Raw genomic sequence first — 17,835 nt, forward strand, 5'->3', positions numbered from 1 at the left:
AATTTATATAGGGGTATAACCTAGAGGAAACAAAAAAGAGGGGCTTGTTTGTTAAAAAGCCTCTCTTTTTTGTTATTTTTTTTCGTGTTCTTTTTTGAACAATTCCACCATTTTTTGCTGTGGTTTTGGAAAAACATAGTCTGAAAATTGTTGTGCTGCCACCCATCGCTGCGACTCTAGTGTGGCTAATTCGCCTGTATTTCGGCCATAAAAGACTAAGATATGCCATTTTAAATGACTGAAAATATGAACGACTTCGCCTAAGGCACGTTTTTGCCAGACAACTGTTTCATAGTCCGTAAAAAAGTTGACAGGTTCTTCAGCGACCAAAGGCTCTGTTACAGGCTCTAACTCTAAAGTTAATTGTTTTTCCGTTTCTACTGGTTGCGCCAGTTTTTGCAATTGTTGAAATTGTTTTTTGCTAATTTCTTCAATCGGAAACAGCCACATATTAGCTAACAAACCGGTTTCAGGTCGTTGTTCTAATAAAAATTCTTGCTTTTTATTTTCAATAATAGTGCCGACATAATACACATCTTTCGGCTTAACTTTTTTTGATTTGACTGGATAAGCGGTCATTTTATCTGCCTGATAGGCCGCACAATATTGCTGAAGCGGACAACTTTCACACTTAGGGGAAGTTGGGGTGCAGACGGCTGAGCCTAGATCCATTAAAGCTTGATTAAAATCCCCTGGACGCTCACGATCGATGATTTTAAGCATCGCCGCTTCAAATACTTTACGACTACTCGCTTTTGCAATATCTGCATCAATTTCAAATAAACGGCTCACTACCCGCATGACGTTACCGTCAATTGCTGGTTCGGGGAGATTAAAGGCAATACTGCCAATCGCACCAGCCGTATAGGGGCCGATTCCTTTTAAACTCCGAATATCTTCGATTGTGTCAGGCATTTTCCCACCAAATTCTGAAACAATCTGTTGCGCTGCCACTTTTAAATTACGCGCTCGTGAATAGTAACCTAACCCTTCCCAAGCTTTCAACAACTTATCATCTGGCGCTTCCGCTAAATCTTGAATCGTCGGAAACCATTCCATAAATCGATAAAAATAATCAATGACTGTATCTACGCGAGTTTGTTGTAGCATAATTTCAGAAATCCAAATACGATATGCATCTGTATTCGCTCGCCAAGGTAAATTGCGTTTTTCTCGTTCATACCAAGCTAAAAAATCTTCCTGGAATGAACTAACTTTTGCGGGACTCCACGCCTCCCAAGGCTCTTTATTCGTCATGTTCTACTTCCTTTTCGCTAATAAATTGCTGAATCAAATCATAGTCAAACCCTTTTTGGAATAAGCTTTGTTTGACTTTTTGGACTTTTTTAGAAAAATCAAATCGCTGATTAGCACGCCATAAACGTTCGCCTTCCTTGTTTAACGCTTGTTGTTCTTGTTCTTCGTCCTTTTCAAAAGCTAAAGATTCCAAAGCTAGATCAATGATTTCATTTGTAAAGCCCTTTTGCATCAGATGCAGACGCGTTTTCTGAAGTGCATCTTTAAAACTTTTAGTTCGATAGCGTTTCATGGCTTTTTCTGCAGTTGCTGTGGCAACATTAAGTTGTTCATCTAACGTATAAAAGGTCAAACCATGCTGAATATCTTCTTCACTAATGCCTTTTTGCTTTAATTGTTGTGCCACATTTCGTGGTCCTTTATCACTGGTTCGCATAGCTGTCCGTACGTAACTTTCACTAAAAATTGCATCATCCAACAACCGCAGCTCTTCTAAGCGTTGAACGATTTTTACTCGATCTTCAGGTACAATTTCTTTCTCTTTTAAATAAGTAAAAATCTCTTTCTTTGAACGTAATTGATAGCTTAAGTAATTCATCGCCATTTGTAACCCGACATCATAAGAACTGGCTTTTTTTATTTCTTCTATTAAAGTATCTGATAACTCTTGACCTTTTAGCAGACGCTGCCGTACTAAAATATCTTCCGAGACACGCAGTTTTTCGCCTGAAGATAGCCAAAGTAGGTAAAATTCACCTTTATCTTTACTAATTCGTGTGATTGTTGTCATCTTATTCTCCTGCCCCTCTAAATCAGAACATATATTCTACTATACCATAGAATCCTTGGAAGCCAAATAAATAAAAATGTGCTAAAATGGGAGGAAGTGAAAAATGTGAGATGACTAAAGGATGAAAGAATATGACCCAACAACTAGTAAAAAAAGGCCAACAAATTTCTTTAAAAATTAAACGATTAGGAATTAATGGCGAAGGTATCGGCTATTATAAAAAATTAATTATTTTCGTTCCTGGGGCGCTACCGAAAGAAGAAGTGACTGCCACGATCACAAATGTTACACCCAAATTTGCTGAAGGAACCCTTCAATCTGTCAAAAAAGCTGCTAAAGATCGCGTGGTCCCTCCTTGTCCTGTCTATGAAACATGTGGCGGCTGCCAACTACAACATTTAGCCTACAAAGCACAATTAGACTTTAAAAAAGATTTATTAAAGCAGGCGCTTAACAAATTTAAACCAGCCAATTATCAAAACTATGAACTACGAAAAACAATTGGGATGGAGAATCCTTGGAATTATCGAAATAAAGCCCAATTCCAATTACGCCAAATCGATGGTCAAGTAGAAGCTGGTCTCTATCAAGCTGATTCACATCAATTAGTACCGATTGATAACTGTTTGGTCCAACAGCCTGCGACAACCAAGGTGATGAATACATTAGTTGATTTATTGAATAACTTTCAATTGCCAATTTATGATGAACGTAAAAATAGTGGTATCTTTCGAACATTAATGGTTCGAGTGGGCATCCAAACTGGCGAAGTCCAAGTAGTGTTCATTACACAATCGCAGAAATTTCCACAAAAAGAAAAAATGGTTCGCGCAATTAATGAACAATTACCAGAAGTTGTTTCTATTATGCAAAATGTCCAAAATAAAAAAACCTCTCTAGTAATGGGTGATGATACCCTTCACTTATGGGGCAAAGAAAGCATTGAAGAACACATTAACGACGTTGTCTTTGATTTATCGCCGCGAGCATTTTTCCAATTGAATCCAGAACAAACGGAAGTTTTATATAATGAAGGAATCAAGGCCTTAGATTTACAACCAAACGAAACTGTTGTTGATGCTTATTGTGGCGTCGGGACCATTGGCTTAAGTTTAGCGAAACAAGCGCATCAAGTTCGTGGTATGGATACCATTCCCGCCGCAATTGACGATGCTAGATTCAATGCAAAACGACTTGGTGTTACGAACACACATTATGCTGTTGGAACAGCTGAAGACTTATTACCTAAATGGTTCAAAGAAGGCTTTAAACCTGATGCCATTGTAGTTGATCCCCCACGGACTGGTTTGGATCGTAAATTATTAACGGCCCTTTTGAAACAACCACCTAAGAAAATGGTGTATATTTCTTGTAATGTATCCACGTTAGCACGTGATTTAGTTCAATTAGCCAAAGTATATCAAGTAGACTATTTACAATCTGTTGATATGTTTCCACAAACCGCTCGTTGTGAAGTTGTCGTAAAATTAACGAGAAAATAAAAAAAGGAGCGTGGGACAAAAATCACTTTGGATTTTTGCTCCACGCTCAAAAACTGATAAACGGCGGGAACAGAACCAACACTACGCGTTGCTCCGATCTCAACAACTTCTAAGAGCTAAAGCTCTAAGAGTTGAAGGTCCTTCGGAAATAAGCCGAAATTGTTGAGAATCACGAAGAACGTAGTGATTCGATGATGAACAATACCTACTTGGTCTCCAAAAATTAAAAAGCACCGGGTAGGTATCATGCAACATCAACTCGTTCCTCGTTGTGTTTTATGATAATTTTCGGAAATTTCTTCTTATTGCTGAGAAACACTATTTGCAAAGCAAATAGATGTTAAACAGTACCTACTTGGTTCTCGGAGCTAAACGGTTCTGTCCCGACCTCCTTTAACTAATTAAACAATTATTTACTTAATTAGCTATTTTTTCGTCCGAAGAAGAATGAAACCACAGCAACTAAAATTACTGCCCCAATAATTGATGGCACAATTGCCATACCTGCTACGTGAGGACCCCAGCTACCTAAGATTTTTTCTCCGATAAATGAACCAACTAAACCGGCAACGATATTCGCAATCCAACCCATTGATTGACCTTTGCTTGTAAGCGCGCCAGCGATAGCACCGATAACAGCACCAACGATTAAAACCCATAAAGTATGCATAAAATAATTCCTCCTAAATGCTTTATCTAGCGAATAATTCGCTATGTTACTATTATGGACTACTTTTATTAGATAACAAAATAGTTTGCTTGTTTCCATGAAAAAAAAGCAATAATTTCTGATAATTTCATTAAAAAAGCTCAGAACAGGAGAAAGAAGTGCACTGTTCTGAGCTTTTATTTAAGAAATTGTTGGTCGTTTTACTCGTTCATGTGCGACATCCGCTGCTTGAATCTCTTTATTATTAAAAGGTGTTAAGCGGAATGCCAATTGGAATTCTTCAAACGTAGTCCGGTATTTTTCTAATTGCCACTGGCCACAAGAGTAGCTACCTAGGGCGTTTTGTTTGTAATCGATATTTAAAACAACATACTCACTTTCTTGTAATTCATTGGTATGCTTAGCAACATCTAGCGTTTGTTCTTCAAAATAAGAAACACTAAAATTATATGAATCAGCCGCTGTTGCTACTACCCCTTGGCCGCGATCATCCGTGAATGCGGACCATTTAGTCGCCATGTGGTTACCATTGGCTTGTGGAACAACATAATTAGTGAACATTTCCGCCACTGTAGCCTCATAAACGCCAAGTAAACCAGCTTCTTGTGAATCTACATAGTTTTCTCTCGGCCCTTTACCGAAATATTTTACTTCTGATAGAGACTTGTCTAAATGGAGAGTCACACCCAAACGTGGTAACATATCTGGCGCATTTTCAATTTTACCAGCAGGACTACCTTTTAAGTCGAAGAAAATTTCGCCATTTGGTGCAATTAAATACTGATAGGTACATTGATAATGCCAAGCACTGTTAGTCGTTCCGTTAATTGTTTTTACGATGACTTGGATAAAATCATCAACTTTTTTCCACTCAAAAGAACGGACAATTTCATGCTCTAAATGTAAGAAATATTTCTTCTTCATTTCATCAATAATTTCCATATCATTACTGATCGGTGCCCGCCAAAATGTAAATTTCGGCCCTTTATGCAATAATTTTTTACCATCTCGTGTCACATTCGTTAAGGCACCCTTCACTTTATCAAAATTAATTGAAAAGTTTGGTCCTTCAATGTATAAATGAGGGCCAATTTCCTTTGCCATTAGCAAGCCAACTGGTGTGATCTCAATCCCTGGTGTTGTAATTGGCAATTCAAACTGTGCGGTAGCTAATTCATGACCAGCAGATGCATAGGCGGTCGTTTCTTTCAATTGATATGAAAGAGTTAAATAATAGGCGGCTCCTGCCTTTTTAGGAAAATCTAAATGATAAGGTAAGTGCAGTCTTCCTTCTTCTCTAGCAGCAATTGCTGGCACTGATACTGTCCCTGATTGAATCACTGTTTGATCTTCAGTAATTGTATAAACCAGATTAAAGATAGCCAAGTTTTCAAAGTCAAACCGACTCAATAATGAGAATTCACCTGACAGAACGTCAATAGCGCTAGTTGTAATGGGTTCAATGACTTTTTTGTATTCATACAAGCTAGGAGATGGCGTACGGTCAGGCATCAACATCCCGTCAATACAAAAATCTTTGTTACTTGGATCATCGCCGAAATCGCCGCCATAACGATAATAAACTTCACCGTTATCTGTTACCGATTCAATGCCATGGTCAAACCATTCCCAAATAAAGCCACCTTGTAATTTATCATGAGCATAAAATAGCTCTTGGTATTCTTTTAAATTCCCAGGGCCATTCCCCATCGCATGACAATATTCACATAAAATATGCGGTTTTTTTGAATTTTCAATAATCGTATTCATCAGTAATTCTCTAGTTGGGTGTTCCAACCACGTATACATTGTAGAATAGACATCCGTGACCTCTGCCTCAAAATCACCTTCATAATGAACCAAACGTGTTGGATCCATTTCTTTTGCAATACGGGCCATTTCAATAAAGTTATGACCAAACGCAGATTCATTTCCTAACGACCAAAAGAGAATTGATGGATGGTTTTTATCCCGTTGAATCATCCGTACCATCCGAGAAACATAAGCCGTTTCCCATTCTGGATCGTTGCTAATCCAATTATATTCTCCGGTTAATTCAAAGCCGTGACATTCCAAATCAGTTTCATCAATCACATACATTCCATATTCATCGCATAAATCATAAAAATAAGCAGATGCTGGATAATGACTGGTTCGAATGGCATTAATATTAAATTGTTTCATTAAACGAATATCTTTTTCAATTTCTTCACGACTAACCACTCGACCATTTTTCGGATTATAATCATGACGATTCATTCCTTTTAGTTTAATGGCCACACCATTGACTAAGAAAGTCTCACCAGATACATGAATATTTCTGAAACCAACTTTTTGCGGAATAACTTCGACGACTTCCCCTTCAGAAAAAACAGTGATAAATAGTTGATACAAGTATGGTTTTTCAGCTGACCAAGCAGTGACAGACGGTAAACTTGCTGAAAATTCAACCGTACCTTGATTTCCTGCGACAGTCTCTTTAAGAACCGTTTTTCCCTGCTGATCCATCAACTCCAATTGAACTTGTTGTCCTTTGTCTTGCCAAAATTTACCCGTAATTGCCAAGTGGCCATTTTGATACGAATCATCTAAATCGGAAATAATAAAGAAATCTTCCAGCCCATTTTCTGGTACACCGAGTAATTCAACATCACGAAAAATACCACTTAACCACCACATATCTTGATCCTCTAAATACGTACCATCTGACCATTGATAGACTCGCACCGTTAAATCATTTGTTTCACCAATTTTAGCGTAAGACGTAATGTCAAATTCTGCTTCATTTCGTGCACCTTTACTGTAGCCAACTTCATGGCCGTTCACCCAAACATGATAAGCTGAATCTACGCCACAAAAACGTAAAATGATTTTTTTATCGTGAAATGTTTCATCTATAGCAAATGTCCGTTTGTAAATACCTGTTGGGTTTTCCGTTGGTACATACGGCGGATTAATGGGAAAATTGTACCATAAATCAGAGTAATGCATTTTGCCATATCCTTGGACTTGCCAATTTCCAGGAACAGTGATTTGATCCATTTGGCTTGTATCAAAGTCCGTCGCAAAAAAGTTTTCTGGGCTGTATTCTGGCGCTTCTAAAAAGAGAAAATGCCAGCATCCGTTTAAATTTTTGTATGCTTGTGTATATTTATTTTCATTTAATAACGCTGTTTCTTTCGAAGGAAAGCTCGAAAAATGTGCTCGTCCAGGCAACCGATTGATACTATCTACTTTATAATTTTCCCAAGTCTTCATAATCCATTTCTCCTTTACCAACTTCATTTTTTTCTTTTGTTTCATATCGTTTCCAACAAATCCAAGCAAAGCCCATAAAGACAATTAACCCAATAATGTTATACGCCAACATGCCCAGTGGACTAGCGGTTCCTTTCGGTAACGTGCCATTGATTTCTTCCATGATTAATTTTGGATCCGGCACAGTTGACATAAAGAATACAAAGATAAAAATGGCTAATAAGAAAATTCCCGCAATTAAGCCAAAGGTTCGATTACCAAAGCGGAAACTTCTCGGCATTGTTTCTTTTCTCCAACGAAGCCCAATATAGGCGATTAACAAGAACAAGACAGGCACTAATGACGTAGAAGCTGTCATATTAATTAACGTTTCTAAAAAGCTATCCATATTTCCAATTCCTAATGCTGGAATGGCAACTAAAATCGTCACAATAATTCCTTGAACTAACAAAGCATTGGTTGGATTTCCCTCTTCGTTCGTTTTCACTAGCCACTTACCGAAGACCCCATCAGGAATTTCTGAGAAAAATACTTTAACTGGTGCTGCCGTCCACAGAGCCAAAGAACCAAGACTTCCGACAAATAAGATAATTCCTACTAAGCGCACCATCATTGCTGCGGGAATATGGAAATACGTACCTAAAATTTTAAAGATATCAAAAATACCATTTGAAAAATTTCCTTTTAAGACGTCCGTTGGCACTACCAAACCTACAGCAACGGCACCAAGAATATACATGATACCGACCGCAATCGTTGCACCAATCATCGTGCGGACAAACGTTTTATTGCCGCCTTTAACATCCTTAATATATACACCGATACTTTCACCACCGCCAACAGCTTGTAAAATCCACGCCATCGTCATGAAAAAAGTCCAATTAAAAGTTGGCATAATTGACGTCGTGGTAAACTCTTGTGCTGGCTCATTGCCAAAACCAAACACGACGACAAAGGCTAAAACCACAAAAGCTACGCCCATAAATAAACGAGCACCACCCGCTAAGCTAGTCACTTTCGAAATCCACGAAACCCCTTTAATACAAACCCATGTCATTAACCAAAATAACAGGATAGAAATCACTGCAATTATTTTAGTACTATGGTTTCCTTGAAAAACGTTTTGACCTAAAAAAGCGTATGAACCATAAATCAATGTATTCGGTAGCAATGAACAGAAGAAAAACAAGTTGACAAAGAAATACGACCAAGCGCCTAAAAATGCCCATTTAGGTCCTAGCACAGATTCCAACCAACTGTGAACACCTGATTCATTTTCAGAATTAGCAGAAGCAAATTCTGCAATCATTAGAATAAATGGTAAAAAGTAAAAAATAGAGCCGAATAAATAGCCTGGAATAGTTGCTAGGCCAATCTGAATACTGTTGTTAACAATGCTGGGAAAGGCAAAAACCGCTGAAAAAGTCATGAGCATCAATGCGACAGAACCTAATCGTTCCCGTGAATGTGTTGCCATTTTACTACATCCTCTCTTTATCAAATTAATTAGTACTCACACATTGTAAAACGCTTACAGTTTTTTAAAAATAAAAAATGTTGCCTATTTCTTGTAAAGATGTTGACTTTTAGAAAGCCTTTACATACTCTTATAAAGAGGTGATAGCATGCAAAATGTTTTTACAAATAATGTCAGCATCCTGATTAATGATCAACCTATTAGCCAAGAATTTCATCTTTATGAAGCTGGCTATGAAAAATGCCGTCCGACAAAACCAACTGAGTTTGCCCCCATTAATTATTGGGTTTTGCATTATTGTAGCGATGGTGAAGGCTATTTTTCAACACCCTTTATGGAAAAACAACACATTACCGCTGGCGATTTGTTTATGATTCCAGCCAATTGTCGCAATATTTATTATCCTAATCGGCAAAATCCTTGGACCTATCATTGGGTCGGTTTTGTTGGAGATCTTTCGTCTCAGTATTTAGAAAAAATAGGCCTGACTACCGAAAATTGTATTTTAAAAGGAACTGTTGATAAGAAATTAGAAAGTTTATTTAAAAATATTTACCAAGAAGCGAAGAAACATAATCATTTTGGCAGTTTAAGTGAAAGCTTTCAATTGTTGAATTATCTAGAGCATCATTCCGTTACACAGCACGAAAATCAAAGCCAACAATTATTTAACCAAATTAAAATGGCTATTCACGAAAATTTTTCAAACAATCTTTCAATTAGTCAATTAGCTTCTGAGTATAACATTGATCGTAGCTATTTATTTAAGCTATTTCAGCGTTATGAACAAACAAATCCTAGTATTTATGTACAAAACTTAAAATTGCAAAAAGCCTGTTCTCTGTTAAGAAAAAGTTCCTTAACCATCACGGAAATCAGTTTTGAAGCAGGTTTTTCTTCACCTTCTTATTTTTCAAAATTTTTCTTCCAGAAAAAAGAGATGACACCTCGACAATATCGTCAACAGTTTTTGACTTAAAATAAATTGTTGCTTATCTGTAGTTAAAGTAAAAAACGATTTATTTGATAATTTTCAAATTTAGGTAGTTCTTATAACTTATCTATTTTATAATTAATTAGGGTTTTATTATAGGTGGGAGTGTGATATATAGATTAATCAAAACCAATAAATAATTTACAAGTTTTAGCAAATAAACAATATTGGAGAGAAAAATGAAACATTTTATTAAAGAAAACAAAGGTTTAGCCATCTACAGCTTTTTTATTGTCTTTGCCACTTATGGTATTAAACTATTTAACAATACTTACGCTATTGATACTATGCACTTAATGACTAACTACAGAGGCTACTTAAAACATTGGGTTTCCATTGGTAGACCAGGATTAGTAGCTTTAAAGCTTTTAACATACAACTATGTAAATGTTTATTTTTTAAATTTGTTAGCTATTATTTTCTTTGCTATCGCCACTATCTTGTTGTGCTATTATGTTGATCTTTCAACTAAGCAGATTTATAACAAAAAGTATTTATATATTATCCCAAGTATTTTTCCAACCAGTCAATTATTTAGCGAACAATTTTACTTCGTCCTACAAAATTTTGAATTTTCATTAGGTATCTGTTTGGTTATACTTTCTCTCATTGCTATTTACCATATTCCCAATAAAATTTTTAAATTATTCGGCTTTTTGTTGCTGACATTTACACTTACTATGTACCAATCATTCTTTGTATTTGCGTGTACCTTAGTTTTATTCAAGATTTTAATGACATTGTATTTTGCTCAGTTAAATGATCTTAAAATTTCTTTTAAAGACTATGCCTTCAAAATTGGTCATTTTATTCTACTAGCTATTTCATCTCTCGTTCTATCTCAACTAATGGCGATGTTAGCGAAAAAAGTTTTAAACGTTGAAAGCTCCTATCTAGATAATATGATTCTTTGGGGTAAACGCCCCTTGATAGATTCTATCAACGATATTAAAGATTACGCCAAAGAACTATTCTTCCCTCCAGTCGGAGACACTTTTTTTACACCGCTATTTTTGATATGTGTTCTTTTACTGGTCATTGTATTAATTAATATGTCCTATCTGAAACGCAAAAATGTTTTCTTCATCTTTATTACCTTGTTAGGTATTCTAATCACTCCACTCATGTTTACAATTTTAGGTGGAAAACGTCCGGCAATTAGAGGTGAAGTGCCTAACTTTCCTGCTGTTTTAGCATTATTACTCATCTTTATTATGATTTACTGGGGATACAACTTTGTGCTTAAACATTTATTAGTTGGCATAGTAATTCTCTTTACTTTTATTCAAGTTCGGGAAACAACCAACCTAGAATATTCTGAGTATCTAACAGCGGAAGAAGATTTACGTACTGCGGAAATGATTACAAATAATATTTATTCAATGGAAATTGAGAATCCAGAATCCTATAAACTTTTAATGTATGGAAATCGTTCTCCTCGGAATGTTTCAAATATAAAAGGGGAAACAAACGGTGTCTCATTATTTGAATTCATGCCTAACTCGGTGCATACTAGTTTAAATACTTTGCTCTATATGAAAACATTTGGATTAAATTTTAATGATCCTACCCCAGAAGATTTTGAAAAACACAAAGCTTTACAAGCAGAAATGAATGTCTGGCCTAGCAAAGATTCTATCCGAGTGGTAGATGATTGTATTGTTGTTAATTTGTCAAAGTAGACAATTAAATTTTATAGATATTTTACTAACGGTAGTTGTTTTAGCAAAAGACAACTACCGTTTGCTATAAAAAAAGAACCCTTGCAACACAAGGGTTCTCGAACATTCAAAAGTTGAATGAATTATTTTACTGTTACTGAAGCGCCAACTTCTTCTAAAGCAGCTTTTAAAGCTTCTGCTTCTTCTTTAGAAACAGCTTCTTTAACTGGTGCAGGAGCGCCATCAACTACAGCTTTAGCTTCTTTCAAGCCTAAGCCAGTTGCTTCACGAACTGCTTTGATAACTTTAACTTTTTGATCGCCAGCTGCTGTTAATTCAACAGTGAATTCAGTTTGTTCTTCTGCTGCTCCACCTGCTGCTGGTCCAGCTACTGCTACAGGAGCTGCTGCTGATACGTCAAATTTTTCTTCGATAGCTTTAACTAATTCGCTTAGTTCTAAGATAGTTGCTGTTTCTAACTCAGCAACGATGTTTTCAATGTTTAATGCCATTTTGAATTTCCTCCATTTAAATTAAAATTGTTTGTTTTTTATTTGTTTGAATTAGACTGCAATTAAGCAACTTCTTCGTTTTTCTCTGCCACTGCTTTGACAGCGTAAGCCACGTTGCGGACTGGCGCTTGTAATACAGATAATAGCATAGATAGTAAACCTTCGCGGTTTGGTAGTTTTGCCAACGCAGTAATTTGTTCCACTGAAGAAACTTTTCCTTCGATGACGCCACCTTTGATTTCTAATGCTTTTGCATCTTTAGCAAATTCGTCGATGATTTTAGCTGGTGCTACTACATCGTCGTTGCTGAATGCGACAGCAGTTGGGCCTGTAAAGACTTCGTCTAAGCCGTCTAAACCAACTTTTTTAGCTGCACGAGAAAGGATTGAGTTTTTGATGACTTTCATTTCTACGCCTGCATCACGTAATTGTTTACGTAAGTTAGTGACTTCTTCAACTGTTAAACCACGGTAGTCCACGATTACAACTGATGCTGCTGATTCAAATTTCTCAGCGGCTGCTTGAACTAGGGTTTCTTTTTTAGCGATTGCTGCTTCACTCATTTATTTCACCTCCTGATTTTGATGGTGGAGTTGGACTTGGTTTACGTTATGTAAAGTAGAAGAATCAAATGAAACTTCGCTCACTTCGTTCGCCAAGTATTGTTTTACATCGGCTTTTTTTCAAAAAGTCGTGTAAAACAACAAAACTCCATGCCACCGTAGACATAGAGGGACCGAATTGTATATAACTCAACAATTGTCCTCGGTAGGAAATTAAGACTTGCGTCACCTACTGTCTTCGGTACAGTTAATTATTAACCTCACTCACTTTACCATAGGGTAAGTGAGTGAGTCAAGAATTTTTTAATTATTTTCTTTCAAATTAGAAAGAAGCTTGGTCAACGTGGATTCCAGGTCCAAATGTTGTTGTTACTGAAATGTTTTTGATGTATTGACCTTTAGCAGTTGATGGTTTAGCTTTCAATAATACGTCGTTAATTGTGTTGAAGTTTTCAACCAATTTTTCGTTATCAAATGAAACTTTACCGATTGGTACGTGGATGTTACCAGCTTTGTCAACGCGGTAAGTTACTTTACCAGCTTTAACTTCTTCAACAGCTTTTGTAACGTCCATTGTTACAGTACCAGTTTTAGGGTTTGGCATTAAACCTTTTGGTCCTAAGACACGGCCTAATTTACCAACTGTAGCCATCATGTCAGGAGTCGCAACAACTACGTCAAAGTCGAACCATCCACCTTGGATTTTTGCAACCATGTCGTCGTCGCCTACGAAATCTGCACCAGCAGCTTCAGCTTCTTTAGCTTTTTCGCCTTTAGCGAATACTAAAACAGTTTGTGTTTTACCAGTTCCGTTTGGAAGCACAACTGCTCCACGGATTTGTTGGTCTGCTTTTTTAGGGTCAACGTTCAATTTGTAAGCAACTTCAACTGTTGCGTCAAATTTCGCGATGTTTGTATCTTTTGCTAAAGCTACTGCTTCTTCAACTGAGTAAGCTTTTGTAGCATCAACTTTTTTCAATGCTTCTTGCATTTTTTTGCTCTTTTTAGCCATTTTGTTTCCTCCTTGATTGTGGTTATAACGGTTGTACCTCCCACGTCTTTCATATCTTTAAATATGAAACGAACTGAGAAGCTACTTCTTTGAGTAAGTGTGGAATAAAAATTATTCTACGATGATACCCATGCTTCGTGCAGTTCCTGCAACCATGCGCATTGCTGCTTCAACGTCAGCGGCGTTTAGGTCTGCCATTTTAAGTTCAGCGATTTCTTTCACTTGATCGCTTGAAACTGTTGCAACTTTAGTTTTGTTTGGTTCACCTGAACCTTTTTCGATTTTTGCAGCTTTTTTCAATAAGACTGCAGCAGGTGGTGTTTTAGTAATGAATGTAAATGAACGATCTTCATATACAGAGATTACTACTGGAATAATTAAGCCTGCTTGGTCAGCTGTACGAGCATTGAATTCTTTAGTGAATCCCATGATGTTGATACCTGCTTGACCTAACGCTGGACCTACTGGTGGAGCTGGTGTTGCTTTCCCCGCAGGAATTTGTAATTTAACGATTTTTTCTACTTTTTTAGCCACGAAAATACCTCCTTAAGTTCTCGTGCGTGGTTAATGGGGTTGAGATTTCCCCTCCCACTCAACGTACATTTAAAACATACCCTATTACTATACAGGATTCCCTTTACTTTTTCAAGATGTTTTTATGATTTCAAGGCAATTTTTTTATCCGTTATTTTCTTCATGAAATGCGCATCATGCTCAATCACTAGCATTGCAGGCCTCACAGATAAGATTAGCGCTTCTAATTGTTGATGATTAAACACATCCAAGTAATTAAGGGGTTCATCCCAAATATAAAGTTCAGCTGATTGAGACAATGATTTGGCTACTTCGACTTTTTTCCGTTGCCCCATACTCATTTGTTCAATTCGATTAGTGAAAACGGCGCGCTCCATCCCAAGTTTTCGTAAGTTATTTAAAAATTGGGTGTAATCTAACTGATTTTTCTCTGCAAATTCGGATAAAGTTCCTTGATTGTCTTCATAATCTTGGCGCACATAAGAAATGGTTAATTGGTGAGCCAAAGTGGCTTCTCCTTCTGAATCTCCAGAAAAATCCCCCAACAAATACTGAATCAAGCTCGATTTTCCTGAGCCATTTTTTCCTGTTATTCCAACAATTTCTCCCGCGTTTATTGAAAAAGAAATTGGCGCAAATAGCCAATTTTTCTCGTAGCCCAGACGAAGCTCTTCCACCGTCAATAATGTTTTGTGATGCGTTGGCTGATAATCCATTGACAAAGAATCAATATACTCAATATCTTTTAATAGTTTTTCTTTTTCTGCTAATTGTGTTTCGGCGCGTTGTTGAATGTGTTTCGAGCGCTTCATTACGCGCGCTGCCCGGGCACCAATGGCTCCTGTATCAAAAATCGCCCCGCTCCCTTTTTCTTTAGCATTGCCGTACTTATCACCTTCACGGTTCATCGACCATTCCGCTTTTTTACGAGCGGTTTCTTTCAAGCGATTGACTTCTTTTTTGATTTTTTCATTTTCTGCTAGTTCAAAAGCATCTCTTAATTTTTTTTGCTCTTCATAAATAGAAAAATTCCCTTGATACAGCGTCAATTGACTTTTTTCAATCGCCAAAATATGATCAACCACTTCATCAACAAATGCCCGATCGTGGCTGACTAAAATAAACCCGTGTTTCTTTTTCTTCAAATATTCAGCCACTTGTTGTCTGCCAGCTAGATCTAAATGATTTGTTGGCTCGTCAATTAAAGGAAAGGCATTTTCTTCAATAAAAAGAAGACCTAATAAAACTTTCGTCTTTTCGCCGCCTGATAAAGAAGAAAAGGGCCGCCATAAAACTTCAGGATCAACGTTTAAAAGCGTTAATTCTCGTTCTAATTTCCACTGTTCAAAAGAAGTCACCTCTTGTAAGACATAATAAGTGAGCTGTTGTTCTTCTGCAACTGTTTGTGGAAAATAGACGAAATCGACTTGATGAAGAATCTCTCCTTGGTAATCCAACTGCTTTTGTAACAATCTTAATAAGGTTGTTTTCCCACGGCCATTGCGGCCAATCAATCCTAATTTCCAATTGGTATCCATCGTGATATTTGCCTGATCAAAAAGCAACGCTTCTTGATTATCATAGGCAAAAGATAGTTGTTTTAGTACAATTTTCGACATAAATATACCTCCATAAAGCAAAATTGATGCAGCTTTACGGAAATCAGCGGCATCAATCCAAGGTATACAAAAAGACCCGTGGTTGAATTCTTTAAGCTAATTTCCGAAAATCCGCACACTCCACCCGTTATATTCAGGCAAAGTTATACAGTTTCTCTAAAAAATTAACTTAAATTTTCAACGCACGAATCCCTCTTTTCGTCTTTTATTATCTAGAATTTAGCATCTCTTCACTGATTTGTCAACGAAGGCCCCTTGCTTTCATTCTGATAAAAATTTAAATTATTCGCTAAAACACAAGCGATTGCCTAGTTCCCCGCCATTTTTTGTGTTAGACTTCCAATGAAAACATATTCTAATGAAGAAGGTGCTGAAATGGAAGAGTTACGCTTTAATAGTGTTTTTGATATTATCGGACCTGTTATGATTGGTCCAAGCAGTTCTCATACAGCTGGAGCGGCAAGAATTGGAAAAGTGGTTCGCAGTATTTTTGGACAGCAACCTGATAGCGTTGACATTTATTTATATGAGTCTTTTGCCAAAACTTATCGTGGTCACGGAACAGATATCGCCTTAGTTGGCGGCCTTTTAGGTATGGAACCAGATGATGAGCAACTAGCCAATTCTTTGGAAATTGCTTATGAACAAGGAATGGAAGTTTGTTTTATTCCTAAAAGTGAAAAAGCAGACCACCCTAATTCCGTTAAAATTGTGGTTTCTTCTGGCGACCGAAAACTATCTGTGACAGGAATTTCAATTGGTGGTGGAAACATTCAAATTTCTGAATTAAATGGCTTCAAATTGTCTTTAAGTATGGGCACGCCAACATTTATCGTTGTTCATCAAGATGTTCCTGGCATGATTGCTAAGGTGACCAACATCCTTTCAGCTAGCGATATCAATATTAGTACAATGACCGTTACCCGAGAATCTAAAGGGGAAAAAGCGATTATGATTATTGAAGTTGATCAAGCCGAAGTCGGTGACATTGTCATGCAATTAGCTGAAATCCCTCATATATATAGCGTTAACTATTTTGACTAAATGAACGTAAAGGAGTAATACGATGTTTTATTCAATTAAAGATTTGGTAGCTCAAGCGAAAGATTACCCTTCTGTGAGCGAATTAATGATTGCAACAGAAATGGCTCATGGCGGGTATTCTCGTGAACGAATTATTGAAACAATGGAAAAAAATCTAGCCGTTATGAAACAATCCGTCGCTGAAGGAATCGCTGGTGTTACCTCAGTAACAGGGCTAACTGGTGGCGATGCAACCCGCTTAAATGATTACATACATTCAGGCAACTTTTTAAGCGGTGAGACCATTTTACAAGCCGTGCGAAATGCGATTGCTGTTAATGAAGTTAATGCAAAAATGGGCTTGATTTGTGCTACACCAACCGCAGGCAGTGCCGGAGTAGTTTCTGGCGTCTTGTTGGCAGTTATTGACCGCTTAAAGTTAACGCATCAGCAACAATTGGATTTTCTATTTACCGCTGGGGCTTTTGGCTTAGTGATTGCCAATAATGCCTCAATCAGTGGTGCCGAAGGTGGTTGTCAAGCTGAAGTCGGTTCTGCTAGTGCAATGGCAAGTGCCGCTTTAGTTGCGGCTTCTGGCGGTACGCCTGATCAATCTGCTCAAGCTGTAGCCATTACGATAAAAAATATGATGGGCCTCATTTGTGATCCTGTTGCGGGACTTGTTGAAGTTCCTTGCGTGAAGCGAAATGCATTAGGTTCTTCTCAAGCCTTCATCTCAGCTGATATGGCTTTAGCGGGGATTCGAAGTGTCATTCCACCAGACGAAGTCATCCACGCAATGTACCAAGTGGGTCGCCAAATGCCACAAATTTTCAAGGAAACAGCTGAAGGCGGTCTTGCGGTGACACCAACTGCACAACGTTTAAGCAAAGAAATTCTAGAGAAACAAAAATAGAAATAACTATAGCAAGAAGCTTACAGAAAAAAATGTCCATTCGTTTT

15 protein-coding genes and 1 other annotated feature are annotated in these 17,835 nt (G+C 37.3%); of the genes, 5 read left to right on the plus strand and 10 right to left on the minus strand.

Annotated elements, in window-relative coordinates; genetic code table 11:
• Positions 1 to 72: 72 nt before the first annotated feature.
• Together mutY and recX are read right to left on the minus strand one after the other, a co-directional pair.
• Positions 73 to 1,257: an A/G-specific adenine glycosylase gene (mutY, locus tag IGL56_RS10380; RefSeq protein ID WP_002356442.1), complete on the minus strand. Its 1,185-nt coding sequence runs from the start codon at positions 1,255 to 1,257 to the stop codon at positions 73 to 75.
• The gene (gene recX / locus IGL56_RS10385) at positions 1,247 to 2,047 is read right to left on the minus strand and encodes a recombination regulator RecX (RefSeq protein ID WP_002356439.1); all 801 of its coding nucleotides are present in this window, start codon (positions 2,045 to 2,047) and stop codon (positions 1,247 to 1,249) included. The genes mutY and recX overlap by 11 nt, the downstream gene beginning before the upstream one ends.
• Before the next feature lie 131 nt (positions 2,048 to 2,178).
• Here recX and rlmD point away from each other — a divergent pair, with 131 nt between their 5' ends.
• A complete protein-coding gene (rlmD, locus tag IGL56_RS10390) occupies positions 2,179 to 3,549 on the plus strand; it encodes a 23S rRNA (uracil(1939)-C(5))-methyltransferase RlmD (RefSeq protein WP_002356436.1) in 1,371 nt (456 codons plus the stop codon).
• A gap of 421 nt (positions 3,550 to 3,970) precedes the next feature.
• On the opposite strand, the gene IGL56_RS10395 is transcribed toward rlmD, so the two are convergent.
• From IGL56_RS10395 to IGL56_RS10405, 3 genes are all read right to left on the minus strand, one after another.
• The gene (locus IGL56_RS10395) at positions 3,971 to 4,219 is read right to left on the minus strand and encodes a GlsB/YeaQ/YmgE family stress response membrane protein (RefSeq protein WP_002356434.1); all 249 of its coding nucleotides are present in this window, start codon (positions 4,217 to 4,219) and stop codon (positions 3,971 to 3,973) included.
• A gap of 180 nt (positions 4,220 to 4,399) precedes the next feature.
• The gene (gene ebgA, locus IGL56_RS10400; protein WP_029655788.1) at positions 4,400 to 7,522 is read right to left on the minus strand and encodes a beta-galactosidase subunit alpha; all 3,123 of its coding nucleotides are present in this window, start codon (positions 7,520 to 7,522) and stop codon (positions 4,400 to 4,402) included.
• Positions 7,455 to 8,954 carry an amino acid permease gene (locus IGL56_RS10405; protein WP_002356430.1) on the minus strand — a complete coding sequence of 500 codons (1,500 nt, stop codon included), beginning with the start codon at positions 8,952 to 8,954 and terminating at the stop codon, positions 7,455 to 7,457. The genes ebgA and IGL56_RS10405 overlap by 68 nt, the downstream gene beginning before the upstream one ends.
• Positions 8,955 to 9,102: 148 nt before the next feature.
• Here IGL56_RS10405 and IGL56_RS10410 point away from each other — a divergent pair, with 148 nt between their 5' ends.
• Together IGL56_RS10410 and IGL56_RS10415 are read left to right on the plus strand one after the other, a co-directional pair.
• Positions 9,103 to 9,933, plus strand: a complete 831-nt coding sequence (locus tag IGL56_RS10410) for an AraC family transcriptional regulator (RefSeq protein WP_002356429.1) — start codon at positions 9,103 to 9,105, stop codon at positions 9,931 to 9,933.
• Positions 9,934 to 10,127: 194 nt separating this feature from the next.
• Positions 10,128 to 11,630: a glucosyltransferase domain-containing protein gene (locus tag IGL56_RS10415; RefSeq protein WP_002356428.1), complete on the plus strand. Its 1,503-nt coding sequence runs from the start codon at positions 10,128 to 10,130 to the stop codon at positions 11,628 to 11,630.
• Between the two features lie 122 nt (positions 11,631 to 11,752).
• Here IGL56_RS10415 and rplL read toward each other — a convergent pair whose 3' ends face one another.
• The 5 genes from rplL to lsa(A) all read right to left on the minus strand — a co-directional run bounded on the left by rplL (position 11,753) and on the right by lsa(A) (position 15,849).
• On the minus strand, positions 11,753 to 12,121 hold the full coding sequence (gene rplL, locus IGL56_RS10420) for a 50S ribosomal protein L7/L12 (protein ID WP_002356427.1): 369 nt from the start codon (positions 12,119 to 12,121) through the stop codon (positions 11,753 to 11,755).
• Between the two features lie 62 nt (positions 12,122 to 12,183).
• Entirely contained in the window at positions 12,184 to 12,684 is a 501-nt protein-coding gene (gene rplJ, locus IGL56_RS10425; protein ID WP_002356426.1) for a 50S ribosomal protein L10, read from the minus strand.
• Positions 12,685 to 12,814: 130 nt separating this feature from the next.
• Positions 12,815 to 12,944, minus strand: a sequence feature (ribosomal protein L10 leader region).
• Positions 12,945 to 13,006: 62 nt separating this feature from the next.
• On the minus strand, positions 13,007 to 13,696 hold the full coding sequence (gene rplA, locus IGL56_RS10430; RefSeq protein WP_002356425.1) for a 50S ribosomal protein L1: 690 nt from the start codon (positions 13,694 to 13,696) through the stop codon (positions 13,007 to 13,009).
• A gap of 111 nt (positions 13,697 to 13,807) precedes the next feature.
• Complete coding sequence (rplK, locus tag IGL56_RS10435; protein WP_002356424.1) at positions 13,808 to 14,230, minus strand: 50S ribosomal protein L11; 423 nt, start codon at positions 14,228 to 14,230, stop codon at positions 13,808 to 13,810.
• Between the two features lie 122 nt (positions 14,231 to 14,352).
• The gene (lsa(A), locus tag IGL56_RS10440) at positions 14,353 to 15,849 is read right to left on the minus strand and encodes an ABC-F type ribosomal protection protein Lsa(A) (protein WP_065813734.1); all 1,497 of its coding nucleotides are present in this window, start codon (positions 15,847 to 15,849) and stop codon (positions 14,353 to 14,355) included.
• Positions 15,850 to 16,224: 375 nt separating this feature from the next.
• Here lsa(A) and sdaAB point away from each other — a divergent pair, with 375 nt between their 5' ends.
• Positions 16,225 to 16,893, plus strand: a complete 669-nt coding sequence (sdaAB, locus tag IGL56_RS10445; RefSeq protein ID WP_002414070.1) for an L-serine ammonia-lyase, iron-sulfur-dependent subunit beta — start codon at positions 16,225 to 16,227, stop codon at positions 16,891 to 16,893.
• A gap of 22 nt (positions 16,894 to 16,915) precedes the next feature.
• On the plus strand, positions 16,916 to 17,788 hold the full coding sequence (gene sdaAA, locus IGL56_RS10450; protein WP_002356421.1) for an L-serine ammonia-lyase, iron-sulfur-dependent, subunit alpha: 873 nt from the start codon (positions 16,916 to 16,918) through the stop codon (positions 17,786 to 17,788).
• Positions 17,789 to 17,835: the final 47 nt, after the last annotated feature.

It is taken from the genome of Enterococcus sp. DIV1316a (assembly GCF_050536915.1).
Lineage (GTDB): Bacteria > Bacillota > Bacilli > Lactobacillales > Enterococcaceae > Enterococcus > Enterococcus faecalis.

Bases quoted from the DNA above. Each gene is read 5' to 3' on its own strand.
- sdaAB (WP_002414070.1), top strand. From the start codon at position 16,225: ATGGAAGAGTTACGCTTTAATAGTGTTTTTGATATTATCGGACCTGTT.
- recX (WP_002356439.1), bottom strand. From the start codon at position 2,047: ATGACAACAATCACACGAATTAGTAAAGATAAAGGTGAATTTTACCTA.
- IGL56_RS10410 (WP_002356429.1), top strand. From the start codon at position 9,103: ATGCAAAATGTTTTTACAAATAATGTCAGCATCCTGATTAATGATCAA.
- sdaAA (WP_002356421.1), top strand. From the start codon at position 16,916: ATGTTTTATTCAATTAAAGATTTGGTAGCTCAAGCGAAAGATTACCCT.
- mutY (WP_002356442.1), bottom strand. From the start codon at position 1,257: ATGACGAATAAAGAGCCTTGGGAGGCGTGGAGTCCCGCAAAAGTTAGT.
- IGL56_RS10395 (WP_002356434.1), bottom strand. From the start codon at position 4,219: ATGCATACTTTATGGGTTTTAATCGTTGGTGCTGTTATCGGTGCTATC.
- IGL56_RS10415 (WP_002356428.1), top strand. From the start codon at position 10,128: ATGAAACATTTTATTAAAGAAAACAAAGGTTTAGCCATCTACAGCTTT.
- rlmD (WP_002356436.1), top strand. From the start codon at position 2,179: ATGACCCAACAACTAGTAAAAAAAGGCCAACAAATTTCTTTAAAAATT.
- ebgA (WP_029655788.1), bottom strand. From the start codon at position 7,522: ATGAAACAAAAGAAAAAAATGAAGTTGGTAAAGGAGAAATGGATTATG.
- IGL56_RS10405 (WP_002356430.1), bottom strand. From the start codon at position 8,954: ATGGCAACACATTCACGGGAACGATTAGGTTCTGTCGCATTGATGCTC.
- rplJ (WP_002356426.1), bottom strand. From the start codon at position 12,684: ATGAGTGAAGCAGCAATCGCTAAAAAAGAAACCCTAGTTCAAGCAGCC.
- rplA (WP_002356425.1), bottom strand. From the start codon at position 13,696: ATGGCTAAAAAGAGCAAAAAAATGCAAGAAGCATTGAAAAAAGTTGAT.
- rplL (WP_002356427.1), bottom strand. From the start codon at position 12,121: ATGGCATTAAACATTGAAAACATCGTTGCTGAGTTAGAAACAGCAACT.